Here is a 20,077-nt window from a genome sequence, read left to right as displayed (position 1 = left end):
GCCGGACAGGCTCCGGCGAGTCCTTCCGTGACCCACGTCCGGCGCTCCGGCACCGGGCGTGGGTCATTTATGCTTCCAGGCACGGCGCGGGGTGACCCGTGCCTTCCTTACGAGGGGGTGGAGTGTGACCGAGCTGCCCACGAGGGGTGGGCCGGTCCTTCAGGCAGGACCCGCCACGGTTCCCGCTCAGCAGACGACGGCCGTCGCCGCGGCGGACGGCTCCGTTTGGGGCATGGACGCGGTGATCCTTCTGGTGGAGGACGATGCCGGGGATGCCCTCCTGGTCGAGGAGATGCTCTCCGACAGCGACCTGGACCCCTCGCTCACCTGGTGCAAGACGCTGGCGGAGGCACGACAGTTCCTGCGGACCTGCCGCACCCCCGTCTGTGTGTTGCTGGATCTGCACCTTCCCGACGTGCACGGGCTCGACGCCGTGACGCAGATCGTGGAGGCGTCCGGGGACGCGGCCATCGTGGTGCTGACCGGGCTGACGGAGGCCGGCACCGGCCTCTCGGCCGTGGCCAGTGGCGCCCAGGACTACCTGGCGAAGGGGCGGCTCGATCCGGAGGCGCTGGGCCGTGCGATCCGGTACGCGCTCCAGCGCAAGCAGGTGGAGCGGGCCTCGGCGGCCTTGCGTGCGAATCAGCAGATGGCCCAGGAGAACGCCCGCCTGGAGCGGGGGCTGCTGCCCGTGCCGCTGTTGCGGGACGACCGCTTCGAGGCAGTGGCCCGTTACGAACCGGGACGGGTCCACGCACTGCTGAGCGGTGACTTCTACGACGTGGTGCAGACCGCGGACGGCACGGTCCACGCGGTCATAGGGGACGTGTCGGGCCACGGCGCCGCCGAGGCCGCGCTCGGGGTGTGTCTGCGGGTGGCCTGGCGTACCGCGGTGCTCTGTGGCACCAGCCCGCTCGACCAGACCAATCTTCTGGAAGAGATCCTGGTGGCGGAGCGTTCCGACCCGCACCTCTTCGCGACGGTCACCACGCTCACCTTTCCGCCGGACGGGAGAAGCGTGGGCATCGTGCGGGCCGGTCACCCCGGGCTGCTGCTGCGCGAGGGCGACAAGGTCTCCTGGGTGGAGCCCGAGACCGGTATGGCGCTCGGGCTGCTGCCGGGCGCGCGGCACTGGTCGGAGAGCGAACTGGCGCTGGGCCCGGACAGCAGTCTGGTGCTCTTCACCGACGGTCTCTTCGAGGGGCGTACGGGCCCCGACAGCCGTCTCGGCGAGGAGGGGCTCCTCGCGATGGCGCAGGGCTGCTCGTCGCTGGCGGCCAGGCCGTTCATCGACGCCCTCGTGGCGGGGGCCGCGGCCGGGGCCGCACCCTACGGCGGGCTCGCCGACGACGTGGCCGTACTGCATCTGAGCTGGGGAAAGGTAGGAAACGATGGCTGACTCCACGAGGAAGCCCATACGCGCTGGAGGCGCCTCACGGCTGTCGGTGCAGAGCTGGGTCCACCTCATCCTGGGCGGCTTCGTCGTCGTCGTGGTCACGTGCCTGGTGATCGGCGCGGTGGTCCTCAACGAGATGTCCGCCCGGACGACGGAGCTGGTCGACCGGGTCCAGCCGGCGCGCTCCGCCTCCTTCCAGCTGCAGAACGCGCTGCTCAACCAGGAGACCGGCGTCCGGGGCTTCGTGCTCACCGGCGACGACTCGTTCCTCGAACCGTACAAACAGGGCCAGCGCGACGAGAAGGAGCGGCTGGCCCGGGTCCGGGAGCTGGTCGGGTCCGAGCAGCCGTACGCCGGTGACCTGGACCGGATCGCGTCGGCGGCCGAGAAGTGGCGCACCTCGCAGGCCGAGCCGCTGGTCGGAGCGGTGCGGGCCAGCGGTCCCACCAGCGAGGCGTCGGCCCCGCTGCTCCAGAGCAAGAAGGAGTTCGACGCACTGCGCGCTCTCTACGGCGCTCAGCAGGATCACCTGGACAAGGCCCGCGACCACGCCCGTGAAGAGCTGGACGACGCCCGCGCGACCCGCGACCGGGTGCTCATCGCGCTGATCGCCGGCTTCCTCGCCTCCGTGATCGCGCTGAGCCTGCTCTTCCACCGGGTGGTCGGCAGGCCGCTGAACCGGCTGCGGGCCGCTTCGGACGAGGTCAGGTCGGGGGCGTTCGAGGGGAAGATCGACGTACGCGGCCCCTCGGACGTGCGGTCGGTGGCCACGGCCGTCGAGTCCATGCGGGTCCGTCTGGTGGACGAGCTCGCCGAGTCCAAGAGCCGCGAGACCCTGCTCGCCGAGCAGACGGAGGAGCTGCGGCGCTCCAACGCGGAGCTGGAGCAGTTCGCCTACGTGGCCTCGCACGACCTCCAGGAGCCGCTGCGCAAGGTGGCCTCGTTCTGCCAGTTGCTGGAGAAGCGGTACGGCGAGGAACTGGACGCGCGCGGCAAGCAGTACATCGACTTCGCGGTGGACGGCGCCAAGCGCATGCAGGTGCTCATCAACGACCTGCTCACCTTCTCGCGGGTGGGCCGGGTGCACGAGAGCTGGCAGCCGGTGGACATGGAGCGCGGGCTCGACCGCGCGCTCGCCAATCTGACGCTGGCGATCGAGGACGCGGGCGCGGAGATCGTCCGGAAGGAAGAGCTGCCCGAGATCCTCGGTGACTCCACGACGCTGGCGATGGTGTGGCAGAACCTGATCGGCAACGCGGTGAAGTTCCGCCGCGAGGACGTACCGTGCCGGATCACGGTGGGGTGCGTCCGCGAGGACGAGCTGTGGCACTTCACGGTGGCGGACAACGGCATCGGCATCGCGCCGGAGTTCGCGGACAAGGTGTTCATCATCTTCCAGCGGCTGCACGCCAGGGACGCCTACGACGGCACCGGCATCGGGCTTTCGCTCTGCCGGAAGATCATCGAGTTCCACGGGGGCCGGATCTGGCTGGATCCGGAGCCGGGTGAGGGTACGCTGATCCACTTCACCCTGCCCGTCAGTCCTGATGCCCCCACGCACACCACGGCGGAGCTCCTGGCTCCCGCCCTCCTCGCCGCCCCGTCGGGAGATGCCACGTGACCAGTTCCGTACAGCCGATCGAGGTTCTCCTGGTGGAGGACGACCCCGGCGACGAGCTCATGACGCGCGAGGCGTTCGAGGACAACAAGATCCGCAACACCCTGCACGTGGTGCGCGACGGGCAGGAGGCGCTGGACTTCCTCTACCGGCGCGGCCCGCACGCCGGGGCTCCGCGGCCGGACCTGATCCTGCTGGACCTGAATCTGCCGAAGTACGACGGCCGTCAGGTGCTGGAGCAGATCAAGAGCGACGCGGAGCTGGCCACCATCCCGGTGGTGGTGCTGACGACGTCCTCCGCCGAGGAGGACATCCTGCGCAGTTACAAACTGCACGCCAACGCCTACGTCACCAAGCCGGTCGACCTGGACCAGTTCATCGCGGCGGTCCGGCAGATCGACGAGTTCTTCGTGACGGTGGTACGGCTTCCGGGGCGTACGTGAGCCCGGGAGAGGATTCCCCGGAATCACCAGGAGTGGGATGCCCCGGCCCGGGTAGACGGCTCCCCGTGACAACGACTCTCACCTCCCTCGCCGGGCCCTGGCTGGAGCACATGAACGAACAGGCCGCTTCGCTGCCGGACGTACCCGGACCGGGCATCCCCTGTACCGACGTACTGCTCACGGCGGAGGTGTTCGACGGTGAGCCCGGGTGCATCGCCCAGGCGCGCGCCCTGGCGGACCGGTTCCTGACCCGGCTCGCGGCCGAGTGGTTCGCCCCGCTCGGGACCCATACCCGCAGCGATCTGATGCTGACGGTCAGCGAGCTGGTCACCAATGCGGACCGCTACAGCCACGGCCCGTACCTCCTGGAGCTGGAGGGCACCGCCGAGCGTGTGAGTGTCACGGTCTACGACAGCAGCACCGCGCTGCCGGTGCTGTACTCCCCCGACCCCTCGCGGCTCGGCGGACACGGCATGGAGATCGTGGTGGCGCTCTGCGACCGGGTGACGGCGGAGGCGGTCCCGGTGGGCAAGCGGATCCGGGCCGAGTTCCGGCTCGGTTCCTGAACCTCGGCTCCGAAGAACCTGGGCTCCCGAACCGACGGGCTCGGCCCGGACACGCCGGGCCGCTCCTCAGCGCACCGGCTGGCCCTTGCCCAGGGCGATGACACCGTTGCCGGAGACCGTGTAGAACTCCCGGTCCCGCTCCTGGTTGACGCCGATCGCCGCCCCGGGAGGCACGTCGACGTTCTTGTCGAGGATCGCTCCTCGCACGATCGCCCCACGCCCCACCCGCACGTTGTCGTGCAGCACCGACCCCTGGACGACGGCCCCCTCGGCGACGACGACGCCGGGCGAGAGGACCGACCGGGAGACCTGGCCGCGGATCACGCAGCCGGGGCTGATGACCGACTCGCTCGCGATCCCGCCGGCCACGATCCGCGCGGGCGGCAGCGGACCGGCGTGGGTGTAGATGGGCCAGCGGCGGTTGTCGAGACTGAAGGCCGGTCTGTCGGAGAGCAGGTCCATGTGGGCGTCGTAGTAGGCGTCGAGCGTGCCCACGTCACGCCAGTAGCCGTGTTGTACGGACGTCTCGCCGGGCACGTGGTTCTCGTCGAAGTCGTAGACCTGGGCCTGTCCGCGCGCGGTGAGCATCGGCAGGATCGAGCCACCCATGTCGTGGACCGAGTGCGGGTCCTCGGCATCCCGGTGCAACGCGTCCACCAGGACCTTCGTGCTGAAGAGGTAGTTGCCCATCGAGGCGAAGACCCGGTCGGGGTCACCGGGCAGGCCCGGCGGGTCGGTGGGCTTCTCCAGGAACCTCTCGACCTGGGTGCCGTCGCTGCCCGGTGTGATGATGCCGAACGCGGACGCCTCGGCGCGCGGCACCTTGATCCCGGCGACGGTGACGCCCGCACCGTTGTCGATGTGCTGGGCCAGCATGTGGCGCGGGTCCATGCGGTAGACGTGGTCGGCGCCGAACACGGCGACGTAGTCCGGCTGTTCGTCGTGGACCAGGTTCAGCGACTGGAGGATGGCGTCGGCGCTGCCCAAGTACCAGCGCGGGCCCAGCCGTTGCTGTGCGGGCACGGGGGTGACGTAGTTGCCCAGCAGGCTGGACATCCGCCAGGTCGTGGAGATGTGCCGGTCGAGCGAGTGCGACTTGTACTGCGTCAGCACGCAGATGCGCAACACGTCCGCGTTGACCAGACTGGACAGCACGAAGTCGACCAGCCGGTACGTGCCGCCGAACGTCACCGCCGGTTTGGCCCGGTCGGTGGTGAGCGGCATCAGCCGCTTGCCCTCCCCTCCCGCGAGTACGATCCCGAGCACCGAAGGTCCACCGCGCATCGCCGCCCCTTTGTCCGGTCACACCTGTCCGGTCAGGTCCGTCCGGTCACGCCCGCCCGGTCATGTCTGTCCGGTCACGCCTGCCCGGCCGCATCCGCCGGTGGTCACGTCACTTGCTCGTCGCGCTGAACTCCCGGTACAACTCCGCCGTGCGGCCGGCCACCCGGTCCCACCCGAACTCCTCGACGGCGCGCAGCCGTCCGGCCGCACCCATCCGCCGGGCCGCGGCCCGGTCGCCGACGACCGTGTTCAGCGCTTCGGCGAGCCGGAGTTCGAAGAGTTCCGGCTCCTTCTCGTCGTAGGGGACGAGTACCCCCGTTCGCCCGTCTTCCACCACCTCGGGGATGCCGCCGACCGCGGAGGCGACCACGGGGGTACCGCACGCCATCGCCTCCAGGTTGACGATACCGAGCGGCTCGTAGACCGACGGACAGACGAACACCGCCGCGTGGGTGAGGAGTTGGACCACGTCGGGCCGGTCGAGCATCTGCGGGATCCAGTGGACGCCCTTGCGGCCCGCGTCGAGTTCCTCGTACGCGAGGCGGAACTCCTCGGCGAGCTCGGGGGTGTCGGCGGCTCCCGCGCACAGCACCAGCTGAGTGCCCGGCTCCAGCAGACGCGCCGCGCGCAGCAGGTGCGGGACGCCCTTCTGGCGGGTGATACGTCCGACGAACAGGACGTACGGCCGGTCCGGGTCGATGCCGAGACGGCGCAGGACGTCCGTGCCGGGGTCGGGGGCGTAGAGACGGGTGTCGATGCCGTTGTGGATGACCCGCACCCGGTCCGCGTCGAGCTCCGGATAGCAGGCGAGGATGTCGGCGCGCATGCCGTGCGACACCGCGACGACCGCGTCGGCGGAGGCGAGGGCGGTGCGCTCGGCCCAGGCGGAGAGGGCGTACCCGCCGCCGAGCTGCTCGGCCTTCCAGGGGCGCAGCGGTTCCAGCGAGTGGCAGGTGACCACGTGCACAACGCCGTGCTGGAGCTTGGCGAGGTGGCCGGCGAGGTTGGTGTACCAGGTGTGCGAGTGGACCAGGTCGCGGTCGCCGAGCGCGGCGGCCATCGACAGGTCCACCGAGAACGCGCGCAACGCGTCGTTGGCTCCGTCCCCGAGCGCCGGGCGGTGCCAGTGCACGCCGTCCTCCCGGCCGTCGGGCTCGCCCCAGGCGTGCACGGCGAGATCGACCAGTGGCCGTAGTTCGCGCGCCAGGAACTCGACATGAACGCCGGCGCCGCCGTACACGCCGGGGGGGTACTCGCGGGTGAGCAGTCCGACCCTCATGCCTTGATGGTCACTCACGCGGAGCGTGCGCGAAAGACCCCGTCACGTGTCGGTGGAGCTGTCGTCACTCTGCGGGTACGCCGGGTGGCGGTGCGGTTCTTCTCCGGCGGCCCGGGGGAAGGAGGGCTACCGTCGGAGGAAGGACGTCGCACACCTGCCCGTACTGCGGAGGCAGTACGCCGGATCGCCCACTCTGGGACGACGACTCGGCGGCTTGTGGAGGACATCGTGGTCACATGAGTTCCCTGGTGCTTTCGGTGCTGCTGTCCCTGGTCTCCGCGGTCGCGTACGCGGCCGGGGCGATCGTGCAGGAGCGGGTGGCCTCGGGCGGGGACGGGCGCTCGTACGCGCCGCTGCGCAACGCGGCCTGGTGGGCGGCCGTGGGGCTCAACGGCACGGGGGCGCTGCTGCACGTGGTGGCGCTTGCTTACGGGCCGCTCAGCCTCGTGCAGCCGCTCGGGGCGTTGACGATCGTCTTCGCGCTGCCGATGGCGGCGCTCTTCGTCGGGCGGGCGGCGGGGCGCACCGCGTGGCGCGGGGCCGTCATGGCGACGGTGGGACTCGCCGGTCTGCTGGCGCTCACCGGGAGCTCCGAGTCGCACGCGCTGGGTGGCGCCGACCAACTGCTGCTGGCGACCGCGACCTTCGGGGCGGTCGCGGCGCTCTTCCTGGCGGGTCAGGGGCTGGGGCGTGTGTCGCAAGGAGCGCCGTCGGCCGCCGGACGGGCGGGACTCTCGGCACACGCCCCGGGTGCGCAGCGCGCGATGATGCGCAGTGTGGTGCTGGCGACCGGCGCGGGGGTGGCGTTCGGGATGGCCTCGGTCTTCACGAAGACGGTGGCGGTCGAGTGGACGTCGGGCGCGCTCGGGGAGGGGCTGCCGTCGCTGCTGGTGATCGCGGTGTTCGCGGCCGCGGGGCTGCTGTTGTCCCAGGCGGCGTACCGGGGTGCGGGGCTGACCGCCCCGCTGGCCACGGTGACGGTGGTGAACCCGGTGGTGGCCGCGGTGGTCGGGCTCACGCTGTTCGGGGAGCACTTCCGCTTCGGGCTGGTGGGCACCCTGCTGGCGTTGGCGAGCGGTGTGCTCGCGGCGGCCGGGCTGGTGCTGCTGACGACTCAGCGGCTGGCCGCGGAGCGGCAGGAAGGACCGCCTTCCCGGGGCGCGGGCGGGGAGGGCCGTGGCGCGGGGCGCCCGCCCCGCCCCCGGAAGGGCGGGCGGGGCCCGGTGACACTGCCTGGACCCGCCGAGGAACCCGAGCCGCCTGCCGGGCCGGGCGGGGCCGAGCGGTCGCGGGCCGGCTCCCCGGAGGTGGGCGGGCCCGCGTCCGCCGCTCCCGGGCCCGGGATCAGACCTTGACCCCGCCGGCCCTCAGGTAGGCGAGGGGGTTCACGTCGGAGCCGTAGGAGGGTCCGGTGCGGATCTCGAAGTGGAGGTGCGGGCCGGTGGCGTTGCCGGTGGAGCCTGAGCGGGCGATGCGCTGGCCCGCGGAGACCGACTGTCCGGCGCGCACGTTGAGGGCGGAGAGGTGTGCGTACTGGCTGTACTTCCCGTCTCCGTGACGGATGACGATCTCGTACCCGTAGGCGCCGGCCCAGCCGGCGGAGACGACCGTTCCCTTGGCCACGGCCTTCACCGAGGTACCGGTGGCGACCGGGAAGTCGACGCCGGTGTGGTAGCCGCTGGCCCAGGAGCCGGACTGGTGGTAGGGGGTTCCGGTGGACGCCTGGACGGGGGCGACCATGGCGGCGGACTTCGCCGACTGCTTGGCGGGGGCGGGCTCGGCCGCCGGTTTCGCCGCGGCGGGTTTGGCGGCCGCGGGCTTGGCGGCCGCGGGCTTCGTGTCCGGCTGGGCCGATGCCTTCGGCTTTCCGGTGGAGGTGCCGGACGACGTTCGGGCGGGGGCGAGGTCGAGTCGCTGGCCGGGGAGGATGAGGTCGGGGTCCTCGCCGATCACCGAGCGGTTGTCGGTGTAGAGCCGCTGCCAGCCGCCCTGGAGCCGTTCGGCGGAGGCGATGGCGGAGAGCGAGTCGCCGCGCGCCACGGTGTACGCCTCGCGCTTGCCCGGCACCGTGGTGGGGGTGGCGGCGGGGGTCTTCTTCGGCGCCTGCTCGACGGTGGCGGCCTCGGTCTTCTTGGCGGTGGCGGCCGGGGTCTTCTTCGGCGCCTGCTCGGCCGTGGCCGGTAACGCGGCGGGGCGGGACCCCTGGGTCTGTGCGACGGTCCCGGACTCCGCGTCGTCGCGCGTCAGTCCTGCCCGCTCGGAGCAGACGGGCCAGGCGCCGGGGCCCTGCCCGTCGAGGACCTTCTCGGCGATCGCGATCTGCTGGCCCTTGGTCGCGAGATCCGCGCGTGCGGCGAAGGCGGTGCCTCCGTACGCGGCCCAGGTGGACCCGCTGAACTGGAGTCCGCCGTAGTAGCCGTTGCCGCTGTTGATGTGCCAGTTGTTCGTGGACTCGCAGGCGGCGACCTTCTCCCACGTGTCGACGGACGCGGCGTGCGCCGTGCCCGCCGTGATCAGCGGCAGGGCTATCCCCGCGCCGCCCGCCGTCACCGTGAGCGACGCCCGGTTGATCCGACTCGGCTGGTATCTGCGGTGTCGTCCGTTCGCGGCCATGATGAGGCTCCCCCGCTGGCAGGTGGACAGAGTTCAGGCGTCAACTTAGGTGCGCACAAAGGCTCGTGACAAGTACGCGGCACCATCGACATACCCGTCGAAGTCGGTTGCCGAGTCCCGGAACCCCCGGCGCCGGGCCTGACCAGGGCCGCGAGCGCGGTGAGCGGTCACGGGTGACGAGGCGTGTCCGCCGTCACTCCTTCCTGACGGCCCCCGACGACCGCGACCCACTGGTCCCGGGCCGGGCCGTCGTACCGGGGCGTGAAGTCCGGACGGACGGCGAGCCAGGCGCCGACGTGCCGGTCCACCTCATCGGTGCCGTAGGCCTCGTGGGGGTGGAGCAGGAGATGGCGTACCTGGGACCGGGCCCTCATGACGACGGGATCGTCGTCGGCGCAGGCGGCCCGGGCGGCGGACCACCGGTCCGGGTGGGGTGAACCCTCCGCGAGGCGCCGCCCGTTGGCCCGGTCGGCCGCCACCTGCCCGTCGAACCACGGGCGCAGGGTCCGGTTCGTCCAGTCGTGGTACACGGTGGGGTCGTCGGCGATCGGGTCGGCGTGGGCGGCGAGGTACTGGGCGGCGCGCAGGCCGAGAGCCGTCCCCTGGCCCAGGGTGGGGTTGGTGTGGACGAGGCTGTCCCCGGCATTGACCAGGCCTCTGACGACGGGGCCGTACTCGTCGGCGAGGGCGGTCCAGCGGTTGTCCAGCCCGGCCATCGCCAGGACGGCCGACCGCGGTACGGGAGCCAGGGCGAGCCAGGCAGCGATGGCGGGGAAGAGCCGGGCGGCGGCCTCGAAGACGGCGGGGTCCATGAGGGCGCCCCGCGTCGGGTCACCCGTGGAGACGACCAGGTTCACCGCGAAGACGCCGTTGTCCGAGGGGAAGACTCCGGCGAGGGCGAACGGTGCGGCCGAACCGGTCTTCACCCGCCCGGGATCACGCGGACCGCCGGGCCGCGGGCGGTACCAGCGGCACAGATAGGCGATCCCCGTGCGGTGGCTCTCGGCCACGGGCGAGCGGCAGCCGGACTCGATCAGCCAGCCGGGCACCGGCGAGCGGCGGCCGGAGGCGTCGACGACGAGGTCCGCCCGGTGCGCCCCCTCCCCCACCCGGACGCCGGTGACCCGGGCGGGGCGGCCGGCCTCGACGGTGAGCCCGCGCACCCGGCAGCCCGACCGCACCACGACGGCGGGTTCCCGTCGTACGGCCGCGAACAGGGCCGCCTCCAGGACGATGCGGCGGGTGCGCAGGGTCACCAGGTCCTCGTCGCCGGCCCGGTACGGCGGATGTTCACCGAACCAGTCGAACTCGTGGTACTCCCGGGCTCCGCGCGCCAGCATGTCCGCGTAGACGTCGGGGGTTTCGGCGCGCAGCACCGTACGCACGGGGGCGAGCAGCGCGTGGGGCTGGTCCGCCTGCGGGACCCGCGGCCGTTTCCAGTGGAAGAAGTCCTGGTCCAGGTCGTCTTGGGCCTGTCGCGCGTCCTGCTCGAACAGGGTGACCGTGTGGCCCCGTCGGCCGAGCATGAGCGCCGCCGCCAGTCCGCAGATCCCCGCTCCGATCACCGCGACCCGTGCCATGGAGTGCCTCCTCACGAGGTGAAGACGTCAGCGCCGGGGTCCGCGAGCCGGATCACCGGGGTCCGCCCGTATGCGCGGACTGCGACGATGACGCGGTGGTTCCCAAAATCCCAGGGCGTCACTCCCGGGTCCGGTTCGCGTGCGGCTCGGACAGGTGACCCCGCACGATGATCTTGCCGGTGTTGTGGCCGCGCAGCATGCCCAGGAACGCGTCCACGATGTGTTCGAACCCGTCGACCACAGTGGCGTCCGGCACGAGTCGGCCGCTCTGCAGATGCGGGACCGCGAACTCGTACAACTCCTCCTGCACATCGAGGTAGTTCCTGACCAGGAAGCCTTCCATGCGGATGCTCTTCTCCACGATGTGCGCGTAGTCGAAGTCCGGCGGGGGCGTCTTGGAAGTGTTGTACTGGCTGAGGGTGCCGATGCGGACGATACGGCCGTGTTCGCGCAACGCTCCCACCGCCGCGGCCAGCTGGTCGCCACCGACGTTGTCGACGAACACGTCGATGCCGTCCGGCGCGGCCTTCTCCAGCAGCTCCGCCGCGGGCCCCTCGTGGTAGTCGAAGACGGCGTCGTAGCCGACTTCCCGCACGAGGTGGCCGGCCTTCGCAGCGGACCCGGCGCTCCCCACGAGCCGTCCGGCGCCCAGCAGTCGGGCGAACCGCCCGGTCGCCGTACCGACGCCTCCGCCGGCGGCCGACACGAACAGGTCGTCGCCCTCCTGGAGACGGGCGATGCGGGTCAGACCCACGTAAGCGGTCAGGCCGGTGCCTCCGAGGATGCTCAGGTACGCGGACAGGGGCACCCCTTCGAAACGGGGCAGCCGCCGGATCTCGTCGGGCGTGACCACGGAGTGCGTACGCCAGCCCGACCGGTGGAACACGATCTCCCCCTCGGCCAGCCTGGGCGTGCGCGACGCGACGATCCGCCCGATGGTGCGTCCCTCCAGCGGTGCGCCGAGCGTGAAGCCACCGGGTACGTCGTCCATCATCTCGCGGTGGTACGGGTCGACGGACCAGTAGAGGTTCTCCACCAGCGCGCTGCCGACCGCTGGTTCGGGAAGAGCGGACTCGACGAAGGAGAAGTCCCCGGTGGTGGGGAAGCCGTCAGGACGGGCGGTCTGGTGCACGGTGAGCGCGATCTCGTTCATGACCGGACCGTAGGATGCGCGTACGCCCGGCCGGCAGCCCGTTGGGCTCATACGATTCGCCGTTCGATGAGCGGTTCTCATACAACGAGGTGAGCCGCCCGTGGCCCGCACACCCCCGTCCGATCTCGCCCCGCACGAACTGCGTGTCATGGTGGCCGTCGCGGAGACCGGAGGCTTCTCGTCCGCGGCCGGGAAGCTCGGTCTGACCCAGTCCGCGGTCTCCCACTCGGTCCGCGGCAGCGAGCGCAAGATCGGTGCGGTCCTCTTCGAACGCGGCCGCACCGGAGCCCGTCCCACCCCTGCCGGGGAGACGGCCGTGGCGTACGCCCGGCGCGTCCTGCGGCTGTTGGACATCATGACCGCCGAGGCGCGCGGCGCGGCGGGGTCCGGCGCGGCGGAGGGTCCGCTGCGGATCGCCGCCTTCCGCAGCGCGGCACTCCACCTGCTGCCTCCCGCCCTGGAGCGGTTGCGCGCCCGGCATCCGGGGATCGAGCCCCGGGTGCGTATCGTCCGCGAGGTCGGGCGCGGCGCGGCCGGCGAAGTGGCCGACGGCAAGGCGGACATGGCCATCACCACGCTGGACGGCTCGGCACCGCTCCCGACGGGTCTGGTCGCGAGCCGGCTCTTCGAGGAGCCGTACTCCCTGGTGCACGCGGCGGGCCATGCCGCCCCGCGTACGCTTCCGTTGGTGGACTGGGCCGAGAACTGCGGCTCGTACACCCGCGGCTGGTGGGCGGCGCAGGACTGGATCCCGGAGGCGACCGTCGAGGCCGAGGACGACGGAGCGGTCCTCGCCCTGGTGGCCGGAGGGCACGGCATGGCGATCATGCCCGCACTGTCCCTGACCGGAGCGCCGGAGTCGGTCGTGGTCTCCGCCCTCGGGCCCGACCGGCCGTCGCGCACGATCGGTTTCGTCGCCACGCCGGAATCGGCCGCGTCCGCCGTCGTGCGTGCCCTGGTGCGGGAGTTGAGGGCCGCGGCCCCCTGACTCGGTCCTTGACACCAGCCGTCGCGCAGGGCTGTGACCGGCCGACGGTTCACTGGATCAGGCCGGTGTGCGGATGCTCGGAGGAGGTCGGGCAGACGTGGATCTGCATGGTGTCGGTGCTGCCTACTTCCACCCCTGTCGGCTGCGCGGGGTCCTGACTCCGTGGTGAGGGGCGGCCGCGGCGGCCCTGAGAAATGCCACGGCGGATTCCGCGGGCCGTGTCACAGTGGGGCATGGCGGCGATCGAGTCGGGCGGGCGGGAAAACGGGTTCCGCACCGGAGGTGGGCGTCTTCACACGTACCGGGTGCGCGGGCACGACCGAAGCGCGGTGGTCCTGTGGATCGGCGGGCAGGGCGACGATCCCGATCGGGTGTACGCCCTCCGGGAGAACGGCCACCGGCGAGTACCCGTGTTCGTGACGGTGCGGCAGGCGCGGCTCTACGCGGGCCGGCGGGGGCGGCCGGCCGTTTCGGGCGCCGACGTGCTGGAGCTCTTCCGGGTCCAGCACTGGCTGGAGGATCCCGTACGGCGGAAGCTTCCACCCGGGGCGGTTCTGGACACGTGGAACTTCTCCGAGGATCTGGCCCGCGGCCTCGGCGCGTCCGACCGGCTGCCGGAGCAGGGAGCGGTGCACGACAGCGCCTACGAGAAGCTTTTCGGAGACCAGTGCGCCGCATGGACCACGGGCGAACATCGTGCGGTGGTGGAGCTGATGGCGGCCGGGGTGGAGCTGTGGAGTTCTTGCCCGGTGGCCGTGAATCCGCGATCGGTGGTCTTCCCCGGCGGTGGACAGGGTCTCCTCCGGTACGCATGAGCCGTGCGTACCCGAGCGCCGCGGCGCTCGGCTCGACGGCGGCCGGCGCGTCGCGGGCTTGCCGAGCAGTCCGCCGGTCCCCGGCCCTGTCGCCCGTCCCGCGTCCCGGTCACGTCACCGGCCCGTACGGAGCCCGACCGTCGGTTCGTTCCGGCCGGAAACCACCCCGTTTCTCGCCCTGTCACACGCCCTCGGCCACCACCGCCCTGGCGCGTACCGCGTCCGCCGGGTTACGGCCCGGGCCGGCCGGAGCGTCGGGGGCGGGTGACGGCGCGGGGCGGCTGCCGCCGCGGGCGAGGAAGTCGGAGAGCGGCAGGGTGGCCGCGCCGACGGTGACCGCGTCCGGGCCGAGGCGGCCCATCTCGATGGTGACGCGGGCGGCGGCGTGGCGCAGTGCGTACGCGTCGGCGTACCGGCGGATCGCGGGGAGCAGGTGAGGACCGATCAGGAGTCCGGCCCATCCACCGAGCAGGATGCGCCGGGGCAGGAAGAGGTTGACGAGGTCCGCGAGCGCGGCGCCGAGGCATTCGGCGGTCTCGTCGAGCAGGGCGACCGCGACGGGGTCGGGGTCCGGGCCTCCGGGGGGCGGATAAGCGGCGGTGAGGAGGGCGGCGAGCGCGGCTTCGTCGTCGGTGTCCACGGGGAGCGGGCCGCCGGCCTCGTACCAGCGTTCACGCATCGCCTCGCCACCGGCGTACGCCTCCAGGCAGCCGATCGAGCCGCAACGGCACCGTCGCCCCCTCATCTGGACGGTGGTGTGGCCCCATTCGAGCGCGACGCTGGTGCGGTTCTCGTCCAGGACACCTCCGCGGTTCACGCAGGCGCCGACGCCGGAGCCGATGAGGGCGATGGCGGCGGCGTCCGTGCCGCGGCCGCCGCCGAACCACATCTCTGCCTGGCCGAGCGTCTTGGCACCGTTGTCGATGAAGAACGGAACCTCGTCCGGGATGTCGACGGCCTCGCGCAGCAGGCGCTCGAAGGGGACTGCGCGCCAGCCGATCGTCTGTCCGTGCACGACCGCCCCGGCTCCGTCCGGGCCCTCACTCCCCGAGGGGTGATGGCGCTCGATGATGCCGGGGACGCCGATGCCGATGCCGAGCAGCCGGCGCGCGTCGGCGCCCGCGTCGGCAAGGACGTCCGCGACCGCGGCCCGCACATGGCCGACGATGCGCTCGACGTCGTACCCGTGCTGGGCCAACGGGCGTTCGGTGCGAGCGAGTTCGGTGAGAGCGAGGTCGAACAGCTCTACGCGCACCCGGGTTTCGCCGATGTCGATCCCGATCAGCAGGCCGCCGCCCGGCGCGACCCGAAGAAGGGTGCGCGGTCGGCCACCGTCCGAGTCGACGACGCCCGCCTCCTCGAGGAGGCCCTCGGCGACGAGTTCGGCGACGACGTTGCTGATGGAACCTGAACTCAGCCCGGTCGCCGGTGCGAGCTCCTGACGGCTCAGCGGGCCGTCGAAATACAACCGTTGCAATACCCTTGCCCGGTTGCCCCGTCGCAGGTCACGCACGGTCCGTCTGTTGCGCTCGGCCATGTTGCTCCCTTCCTTCCGGCAACATACCCCGGTCCAACCCCTTGACGCGACCTTCCTTCAGCTCTTAGATCACGGCATAAATTAAGTCATGGAGGCCGTTCGGTTCCCGAACGCAGCCATCCCCGGAAAGGGGCCATCCCGTATGCGCAACATCAGAGCCGCCGCAGCCGTCACCCTCGCGATCTCCATCGCCGCCGGAGTCACCGGCTGCGGCGGCGGGTCCGACTCGGGCGGCGGCAGCAACTCCTCGCCGAAGACGCTCACCTACTGGGCTTCCAACCAGGGCCCGAGCATCGAGGCGGACAAGAAGATCCTCACCCCCGAGCTGAAGAAGTTCGAGGAGCAGACCGGCATCAAGGTGAAGCTGGAGGTCGTGCCCTGGGGAGACCTCCTCAACCGCATCCTCGCCGCCACCACCTCGGGCCAGGGCCCGGACGTGCTGAACATCGGCAACACCTGGTCCGCGTCGCTCCAGGCGTCCGGCGCGCTGCTGCCGTGGGACGCGAAGAACTTCGACGCGATCGGCGGCCGGGACCGGTTCGTCGACTCGGCGGTCGCCTCGGCCGGTGTGGAGGGTCAGGACCCCGCCGCCGTGCCGCTGTACTCGCTGTCGTACGCGCTCTACTACAACAAGAAGATGTTCGCGGACGCGGGCATCGCCCAGCCGCCCGCCACCTGGGACGAGCTGGTCGCGGACGGCAAGAAGCTGTCCAAGGACGGCAAGTGGGGTCTGGGCGCCGAGGGCGGCAACCTCTCCAACAACATCCACCAGGTGTTCGTCCTCGGCAAGCAGCACGGCGCCGACTTCTTCGACTCCTCCGGCAAGGCGACCTTCACCTCCGACGGTGCCGTCGCCGCCGTGAAGCAGTACATCGACTTCATGGCCAAGGACAAGATCATCGCTCCGGGCAACGCGGAGTACGCCCAGAACCAGTCACTCACCGACTTCGCCAAGGGCCGCACCGGCATGGTGCTGTGGCAGGCCGCCGCCTCCACGTTCGCCGCCCAGGGCATGAAGCCGGAGGACTGGGGCGTCGCCCCCGTGCCCGTCCCCTCCGGGACCCCGGGCCAGGACGCGCAGACCAACTCCATGGTCGCCGGCATAAACATGGCGGTGTTCAAGAACTCCAAGAACCTCGACGGTGCCAAGCAGTTCGTGAAGTTCATGACCAGCGACGACGAGCAGAAGCTCCTCAACAAGACCTACGGGTCGATTCCGCCGGTCAAGGCCGCCCAGGCCGACGACGCGTTCGGCGCCGCGGACCTCGCGGTCCTGCGCGACACCCTGAGCAAGAGCGCGGCACCGCTCCCCCAGGTGCCGAACGAGTCCCAGTTCGAAACCGCCGTGGGCACCGCCGTCAAGGACCTGTGGGCCGACGCGGCCGCGGGCAAGCCGGTGACCACCGAGACCGTCAAGGCGGCCCTCGAAAAGGCCCAGCAGACCATGGGGCAGTGAGGCACCGATCATGACTTCCACCGTGACCGCCGACCCCCGGGTCGGTAAGTCGGACAGCGGTGGGGGCCGGGGCACCGGGGGTGCGCGCAGGAGACTGCCGCGCATCCCCGACCGGATCCGCAACGGCGGACTGCCCTATCTCCTGCTCCTTCCGGCGATCCTGCTCGAGCTGCTCGTCCACCTGATCCCGATGGTCGTCGGGATCGTGATGAGCTTCCGCCAGCTCACCCAGTTCTTCATCAGCAACTGGGGAAACGCGCCCTGGACCGGCCTGGACAACTATTCCGTCGCGGTCGACTTCGATGCCCCCATCGGCAAGGCGCTGCTCCACTCCTTCTTCGTCACCTGCCTCTTCACCTTCTTCGCCGTCGGCCTGTCCTGGCTGTTGGGCGTGGCCGCCGCGATCATGCTCCAGGAGAACTTCCGGGGCCGCGGCGTGCTGCGGGCGATCTTCCTCGTCCCGTACGCGCTGCCGGTCTACGCGGCCGTCATCACTTGGGCGTTCATGTTCCAGCGGGACAACGGCCTGGTGAACCACGTCCTGCACGACCAGCTAGGGCTCACCGACCAGCCGTCGTTCTGGCTGATCGGCGACAACAGCTTCTACGCGCTGCTGGTCGTCTCGGTCTGGAAGGGCTGGCCGTTCGCCCTGCTCATCCTGATGGCCGGACTCCAGAACATCCCGAACGAGCTGTACGAGGCCGCGTCCATCGACGGCGCCGGCATCTGGCAGCAGATCCGCAAGATCACCCTGCCGTCGCTGCGGCCGGTCAACCAGGTTCTCGTGCTGGTCCTGTTCCTCTGGACCTTCAACGACTTCAACACACCGTTCGTGCTCTTCGGCCGTGCGGCACCCGAGAACGCGGACCTCATCTCGCTGCACATCTACCAGTCGTCGTTCGTCACCTGGAACTTCGGCACCGGTTCGGCGATGTCCGTCCTCCTCCTGCTCTTCCTGCTGCTGGTGACGTCCGTCTACCTGCTGCTCACCTCACGCGGAAGGAAGGGCTCCGGTGTCTAGCGCCACCACGCACAAGCGCCGCGCCACCACGCGCGGACGCCGCTCACCGATGGCGGCGCCGGCGTCCTTCGTGTGGACCCGGCGGATCATCCTGACCCTGCTCGCCGGCTTCGTGCTGCTGCCCGTGTACGTCATGGTCAGCAGTTCGCTCAAGCCGCTCCAGGACGTGTCGGGCAAGTTCCAGTGGATTCCGTCGGGCCTCACCGTCCGGCCGTACTTCGACATCTGGAAGACCGTCCCGCTCGCCAAGTACTTCGTGAACTCGTTGATCGTGGCGGGTTCGGCCACGGTCGCCTCGGTGATCATCGCGGTGTTCTCGGCGTACGCGGTGAGCCGCTACGCCTTCCGGGGCAAGCGGGTCTTCACGGTCACGGTGCTCTCCACCCAGATGTTCCCCGGCATCCTCTTCCTGCTGCCGCTGTTCCTCATCTACGTGAACATCGGCAACAGCACGGGCATCGAGCTCTACGGCTCGCGCGGCGGGCTCATCCTCACCTATCTGACGTTCTCGCTCCCCTTCTCCATCTGGATGCTGATCGGATACTTCGACGCCATCCCGAAGGACCTGGACGAGGCCGCCAAGGTGGACGGCTGCGGTCCGCTCGGCGCCCTGTTCCGGGTCGTCGTGCCGGCGGCCGTGCCGGGCATCGTCGCCGTCGCCGTGTACGCGTTCATGACGGCGTGGGGCGAAGTGCTCTTCGCCTCGGTGATGACGAACGACACGACCAGGACCCTCGCCGTGGGGCTCCAGGGATACGCCACCCAGAACGACGTCTACTGGAACCAGGTGATGGCGGCCTCGCTCGTCGTCAGCGTCCCGGTCGTCGCCGGGTTCCTCCTGCTCCAGCGCTACCTCGTCGCCGGCCTCACGGCGGGCGCTGTCAAGTGACCCACTCAGAAAGGCAGTCCGTGAACGACCTCAACGCCCTCCCGGCCGACTTCACCTGGGGCGTGGCCACCGCCGCGTACCAGATCGAGGGAGCCGTGGCGGAGGACGGCCGCTCCCCCTCCATCTGGGACACCTTCTCCCACACTCCCGGCAAGGTGGCGGGGGGCGACACCGGTGACGTGGCCTGCGACCACTACCACCGGGTGCCCGAGGACATCGGCCTGATCAAGGAGGTCGGCGCGGGCGCGTACCGCTTCTCGCTGGCCTGGCCCCGCATCGTTCCCGGCGGTGACGGCCCGGTCAACAAGAAGGGCCTGGACTTCTACGACCGGCTGGTGGACGGGCTGCTGGGCAACGGCATCACCCCCTTCGCCACGCTCTACCACTGGGACCTCCCGCAGGCGTTGCAGGACCGGGGCGGCTGGACGGTCCGCGAGACCGCCGAGCACTTCGCGGCGTACACCACCGCCGTCGTCGAGCGCCTCGGCGACCGCGTCAAGGACTGGGCGACCCTCAACGAGCCGCTGTGCTCGGCGTGGATCGGCCACCTGGAAGGCACGATGGCGCCGGGCCTGACCGACATCACGGCCGCCGTCCACGCCTCGTACCACCTCCACCTCGGTCACGGCCTCGCCGTGCAGGCGATCCGGGCCGCCTCGCCGGGCGCCCGGGTCGGCATCGTCAACAACCTCAGCCCGATCGAGCCGGCGAGCGACAGCCCCGCCGACATCGCGGCGGCGGTCCGCGCCGACGGACACACCAACCGCTGGTGGCTCGACCCGATCCACGGCCGCGGCTACCCGCAGGACATGCTCGACGAGTACGGAGTCGAACTCCCCGTACAGCCGGGCGACTTGGAGACCATCGCCGCTCCGCTCGACTGGATCGGCCTGAACTACTACTTCCGCCAGGTCGTCACCGCCGACGAGTCGGGACCCATCCCGCACGCCCGGCAGGTACCGGTGCCCGGCGCCCCCGTGACGTACATGGACTGGGAAGTCCACGCCGAGGGCCTGGAGCAGCTCCTGCTGCGCCTGACCGAGGAGTACGGCGCGCAGAAGATCTACGTCACCGAGAACGGATCGTCCTACCAGGACACGGTCGCAGCCGACGGATCGGTCCACGACCCGGAGCGCACGCGGTACTTGGAGGAGCACCTGGCCGCCTGTGGCCGGGCGGTCGCCAAGGGAGCTCCGCTCGCCGGGTACTTCGCGTGGTCGCTGCTCGACAACTTCGAGTGGGCCTACGGATACGACAAGCGGTTCGGGCTGGTTCACGTCGACTACGACACCCAGCGCCGTACAGTGAAGACCAGCGGACGGCGCTACGCGGTGATCGACTGGCTGACGACGACCGATCATAAGAAGATCGGGAAGCTCTATCTTGTCACCTCGTTCGGCTTCTTCCTCACCGCCGGCCTGATGGCGATGCTGATCGGG

At 70.9% G+C, this 20,077-nt stretch carries 17 protein-coding genes; 11 read left to right on the top strand and 6 right to left on the bottom strand.

Annotation, left to right across the window (positions count from 1 at the left end; all coding sequences use genetic code 11):
* The first annotated feature begins 124 nt into the window (after positions 1 to 124).
* The 4 genes from ACFWEP_RS06620 to ACFWEP_RS06605 all read left to right on the top strand — a co-directional run bounded on the left by ACFWEP_RS06620 (position 125) and on the right by ACFWEP_RS06605 (position 4,023).
* Positions 125 to 1,399 (top strand): PP2C family protein-serine/threonine phosphatase, encoded by a 1,275-nt coding sequence (locus ACFWEP_RS06620; protein WP_387366558.1) that lies wholly within the window; start codon positions 125 to 127, stop codon positions 1,397 to 1,399.
* Entirely contained in the window at positions 1,392 to 3,017 is a 1,626-nt protein-coding gene (locus ACFWEP_RS06615) for a CHASE3 domain-containing protein (protein WP_387366555.1), read from the top strand. Before ACFWEP_RS06620 ends, ACFWEP_RS06615 begins: the two co-directional genes overlap by 8 nt.
* Positions 3,014 to 3,457, top strand: coding sequence for a response regulator (locus tag ACFWEP_RS06610; RefSeq protein ID WP_387366552.1), 444 nt, complete (start codon positions 3,014 to 3,016; stop codon positions 3,455 to 3,457). Before ACFWEP_RS06615 ends, ACFWEP_RS06610 begins: the two co-directional genes overlap by 4 nt.
* A 110-nt stretch (positions 3,458 to 3,567) precedes the next feature.
* A complete protein-coding gene (locus ACFWEP_RS06605) occupies positions 3,568 to 4,023 on the top strand; it encodes an ATP-binding protein (protein WP_387366613.1) in 456 nt (151 codons plus the stop codon).
* A 66-nt stretch (positions 4,024 to 4,089) separates the two neighbouring features.
* On the opposite strand, the gene glgC is transcribed toward ACFWEP_RS06605, so the two are convergent.
* Together glgC and glgA are read right to left on the bottom strand one after the other, a co-directional pair.
* Complete coding sequence (gene glgC / locus ACFWEP_RS06600) at positions 4,090 to 5,307, bottom strand: glucose-1-phosphate adenylyltransferase (RefSeq protein ID WP_387366549.1); 1,218 nt, start codon at positions 5,305 to 5,307, stop codon at positions 4,090 to 4,092.
* Positions 5,308 to 5,416: 109 nt separating this feature from the next.
* A complete protein-coding gene (gene glgA, locus ACFWEP_RS06595) occupies positions 5,417 to 6,586 on the bottom strand; it encodes a glycogen synthase (protein ID WP_387366546.1) in 1,170 nt (389 codons plus the stop codon).
* Between the two features lie 236 nt (positions 6,587 to 6,822).
* Between glgA and ACFWEP_RS06590 the strand changes: the two genes are divergently transcribed.
* Positions 6,823 to 7,941: a DMT family transporter gene (locus ACFWEP_RS06590; RefSeq protein ID WP_387366543.1), complete on the top strand. Its 1,119-nt coding sequence runs from the start codon at positions 6,823 to 6,825 to the stop codon at positions 7,939 to 7,941.
* Here ACFWEP_RS06590 and ACFWEP_RS06585 read toward each other — a convergent pair.
* The 3 genes from ACFWEP_RS06585 to ACFWEP_RS06575 all read right to left on the bottom strand — a co-directional run bounded on the left by ACFWEP_RS06585 (position 7,931) and on the right by ACFWEP_RS06575 (position 11,932).
* On the bottom strand, positions 7,931 to 9,199 hold the full coding sequence (locus tag ACFWEP_RS06585; RefSeq protein WP_387366540.1) for a peptidoglycan DD-metalloendopeptidase family protein: 1,269 nt from the start codon (positions 9,197 to 9,199) through the stop codon (positions 7,931 to 7,933). The genes ACFWEP_RS06590 and ACFWEP_RS06585 overlap by 11 nt on opposite strands.
* A gap of 167 nt (positions 9,200 to 9,366) precedes the next feature.
* The gene (locus tag ACFWEP_RS06580) at positions 9,367 to 10,779 is read right to left on the bottom strand and encodes an FAD-dependent oxidoreductase (protein WP_387366537.1); all 1,413 of its coding nucleotides are present in this window, start codon (positions 10,777 to 10,779) and stop codon (positions 9,367 to 9,369) included.
* 118 nt (positions 10,780 to 10,897) lie between these two features.
* Positions 10,898 to 11,932, bottom strand: coding sequence for a zinc-binding dehydrogenase (locus tag ACFWEP_RS06575; protein WP_387366534.1), 1,035 nt, complete (start codon positions 11,930 to 11,932; stop codon positions 10,898 to 10,900).
* Between the two features lie 148 nt (positions 11,933 to 12,080).
* Here ACFWEP_RS06575 and ACFWEP_RS06570 point away from each other — a divergent pair, with 148 nt between their 5' ends.
* Complete coding sequence (locus ACFWEP_RS06570) at positions 12,081 to 12,920, top strand: LysR family transcriptional regulator (protein ID WP_387366610.1); 840 nt, start codon at positions 12,081 to 12,083, stop codon at positions 12,918 to 12,920.
* Between the two features lie 305 nt (positions 12,921 to 13,225).
* On the top strand, positions 13,226 to 13,735 hold the full coding sequence (locus tag ACFWEP_RS06565; RefSeq protein ID WP_387366531.1) for a hypothetical protein: 510 nt from the start codon (positions 13,226 to 13,228) through the stop codon (positions 13,733 to 13,735).
* A gap of 181 nt (positions 13,736 to 13,916) precedes the next feature.
* Here ACFWEP_RS06565 and ACFWEP_RS06560 read toward each other — a convergent pair whose 3' ends face one another.
* Positions 13,917 to 15,272 carry an ROK family protein gene (locus ACFWEP_RS06560; RefSeq protein ID WP_387366528.1) on the bottom strand — a complete coding sequence of 452 codons (1,356 nt, stop codon included), beginning with the start codon at positions 15,270 to 15,272 and terminating at the stop codon, positions 13,917 to 13,919.
* A 142-nt stretch (positions 15,273 to 15,414) separates the two neighbouring features.
* Here ACFWEP_RS06560 and ACFWEP_RS06555 point away from each other — a divergent pair, with 142 nt between their 5' ends.
* From ACFWEP_RS06555 to ACFWEP_RS06540, 4 genes are all read left to right on the top strand, one after another.
* Positions 15,415 to 16,728, top strand: coding sequence for an ABC transporter substrate-binding protein (locus ACFWEP_RS06555; protein ID WP_387366525.1), 1,314 nt, complete (start codon positions 15,415 to 15,417; stop codon positions 16,726 to 16,728).
* 10 nt (positions 16,729 to 16,738) lie between these two features.
* Positions 16,739 to 17,749 (top strand): carbohydrate ABC transporter permease, encoded by a 1,011-nt coding sequence (locus ACFWEP_RS06550; RefSeq protein ID WP_387366522.1) that lies wholly within the window; start codon positions 16,739 to 16,741, stop codon positions 17,747 to 17,749.
* A gap of 49 nt (positions 17,750 to 17,798) precedes the next feature.
* A complete protein-coding gene (locus tag ACFWEP_RS06545) occupies positions 17,799 to 18,638 on the top strand; it encodes a carbohydrate ABC transporter permease (protein ID WP_387366607.1) in 840 nt (279 codons plus the stop codon).
* Between the two features lie 20 nt (positions 18,639 to 18,658).
* Positions 18,659 to 20,077, top strand: a 1,419-nt coding sequence (locus ACFWEP_RS06540; RefSeq protein WP_387366519.1) for a GH1 family beta-glucosidase, incomplete at its 3' end; no start/stop codon positions are given.

Source organism: Streptomyces sp. NPDC060198, assembly GCF_042728415.1.
GTDB lineage: Bacteria > Actinomycetota > Actinomycetes > Streptomycetales > Streptomycetaceae > Streptomyces.
This window is presented reverse-complemented; position numbering and strand designations above follow the sequence as displayed.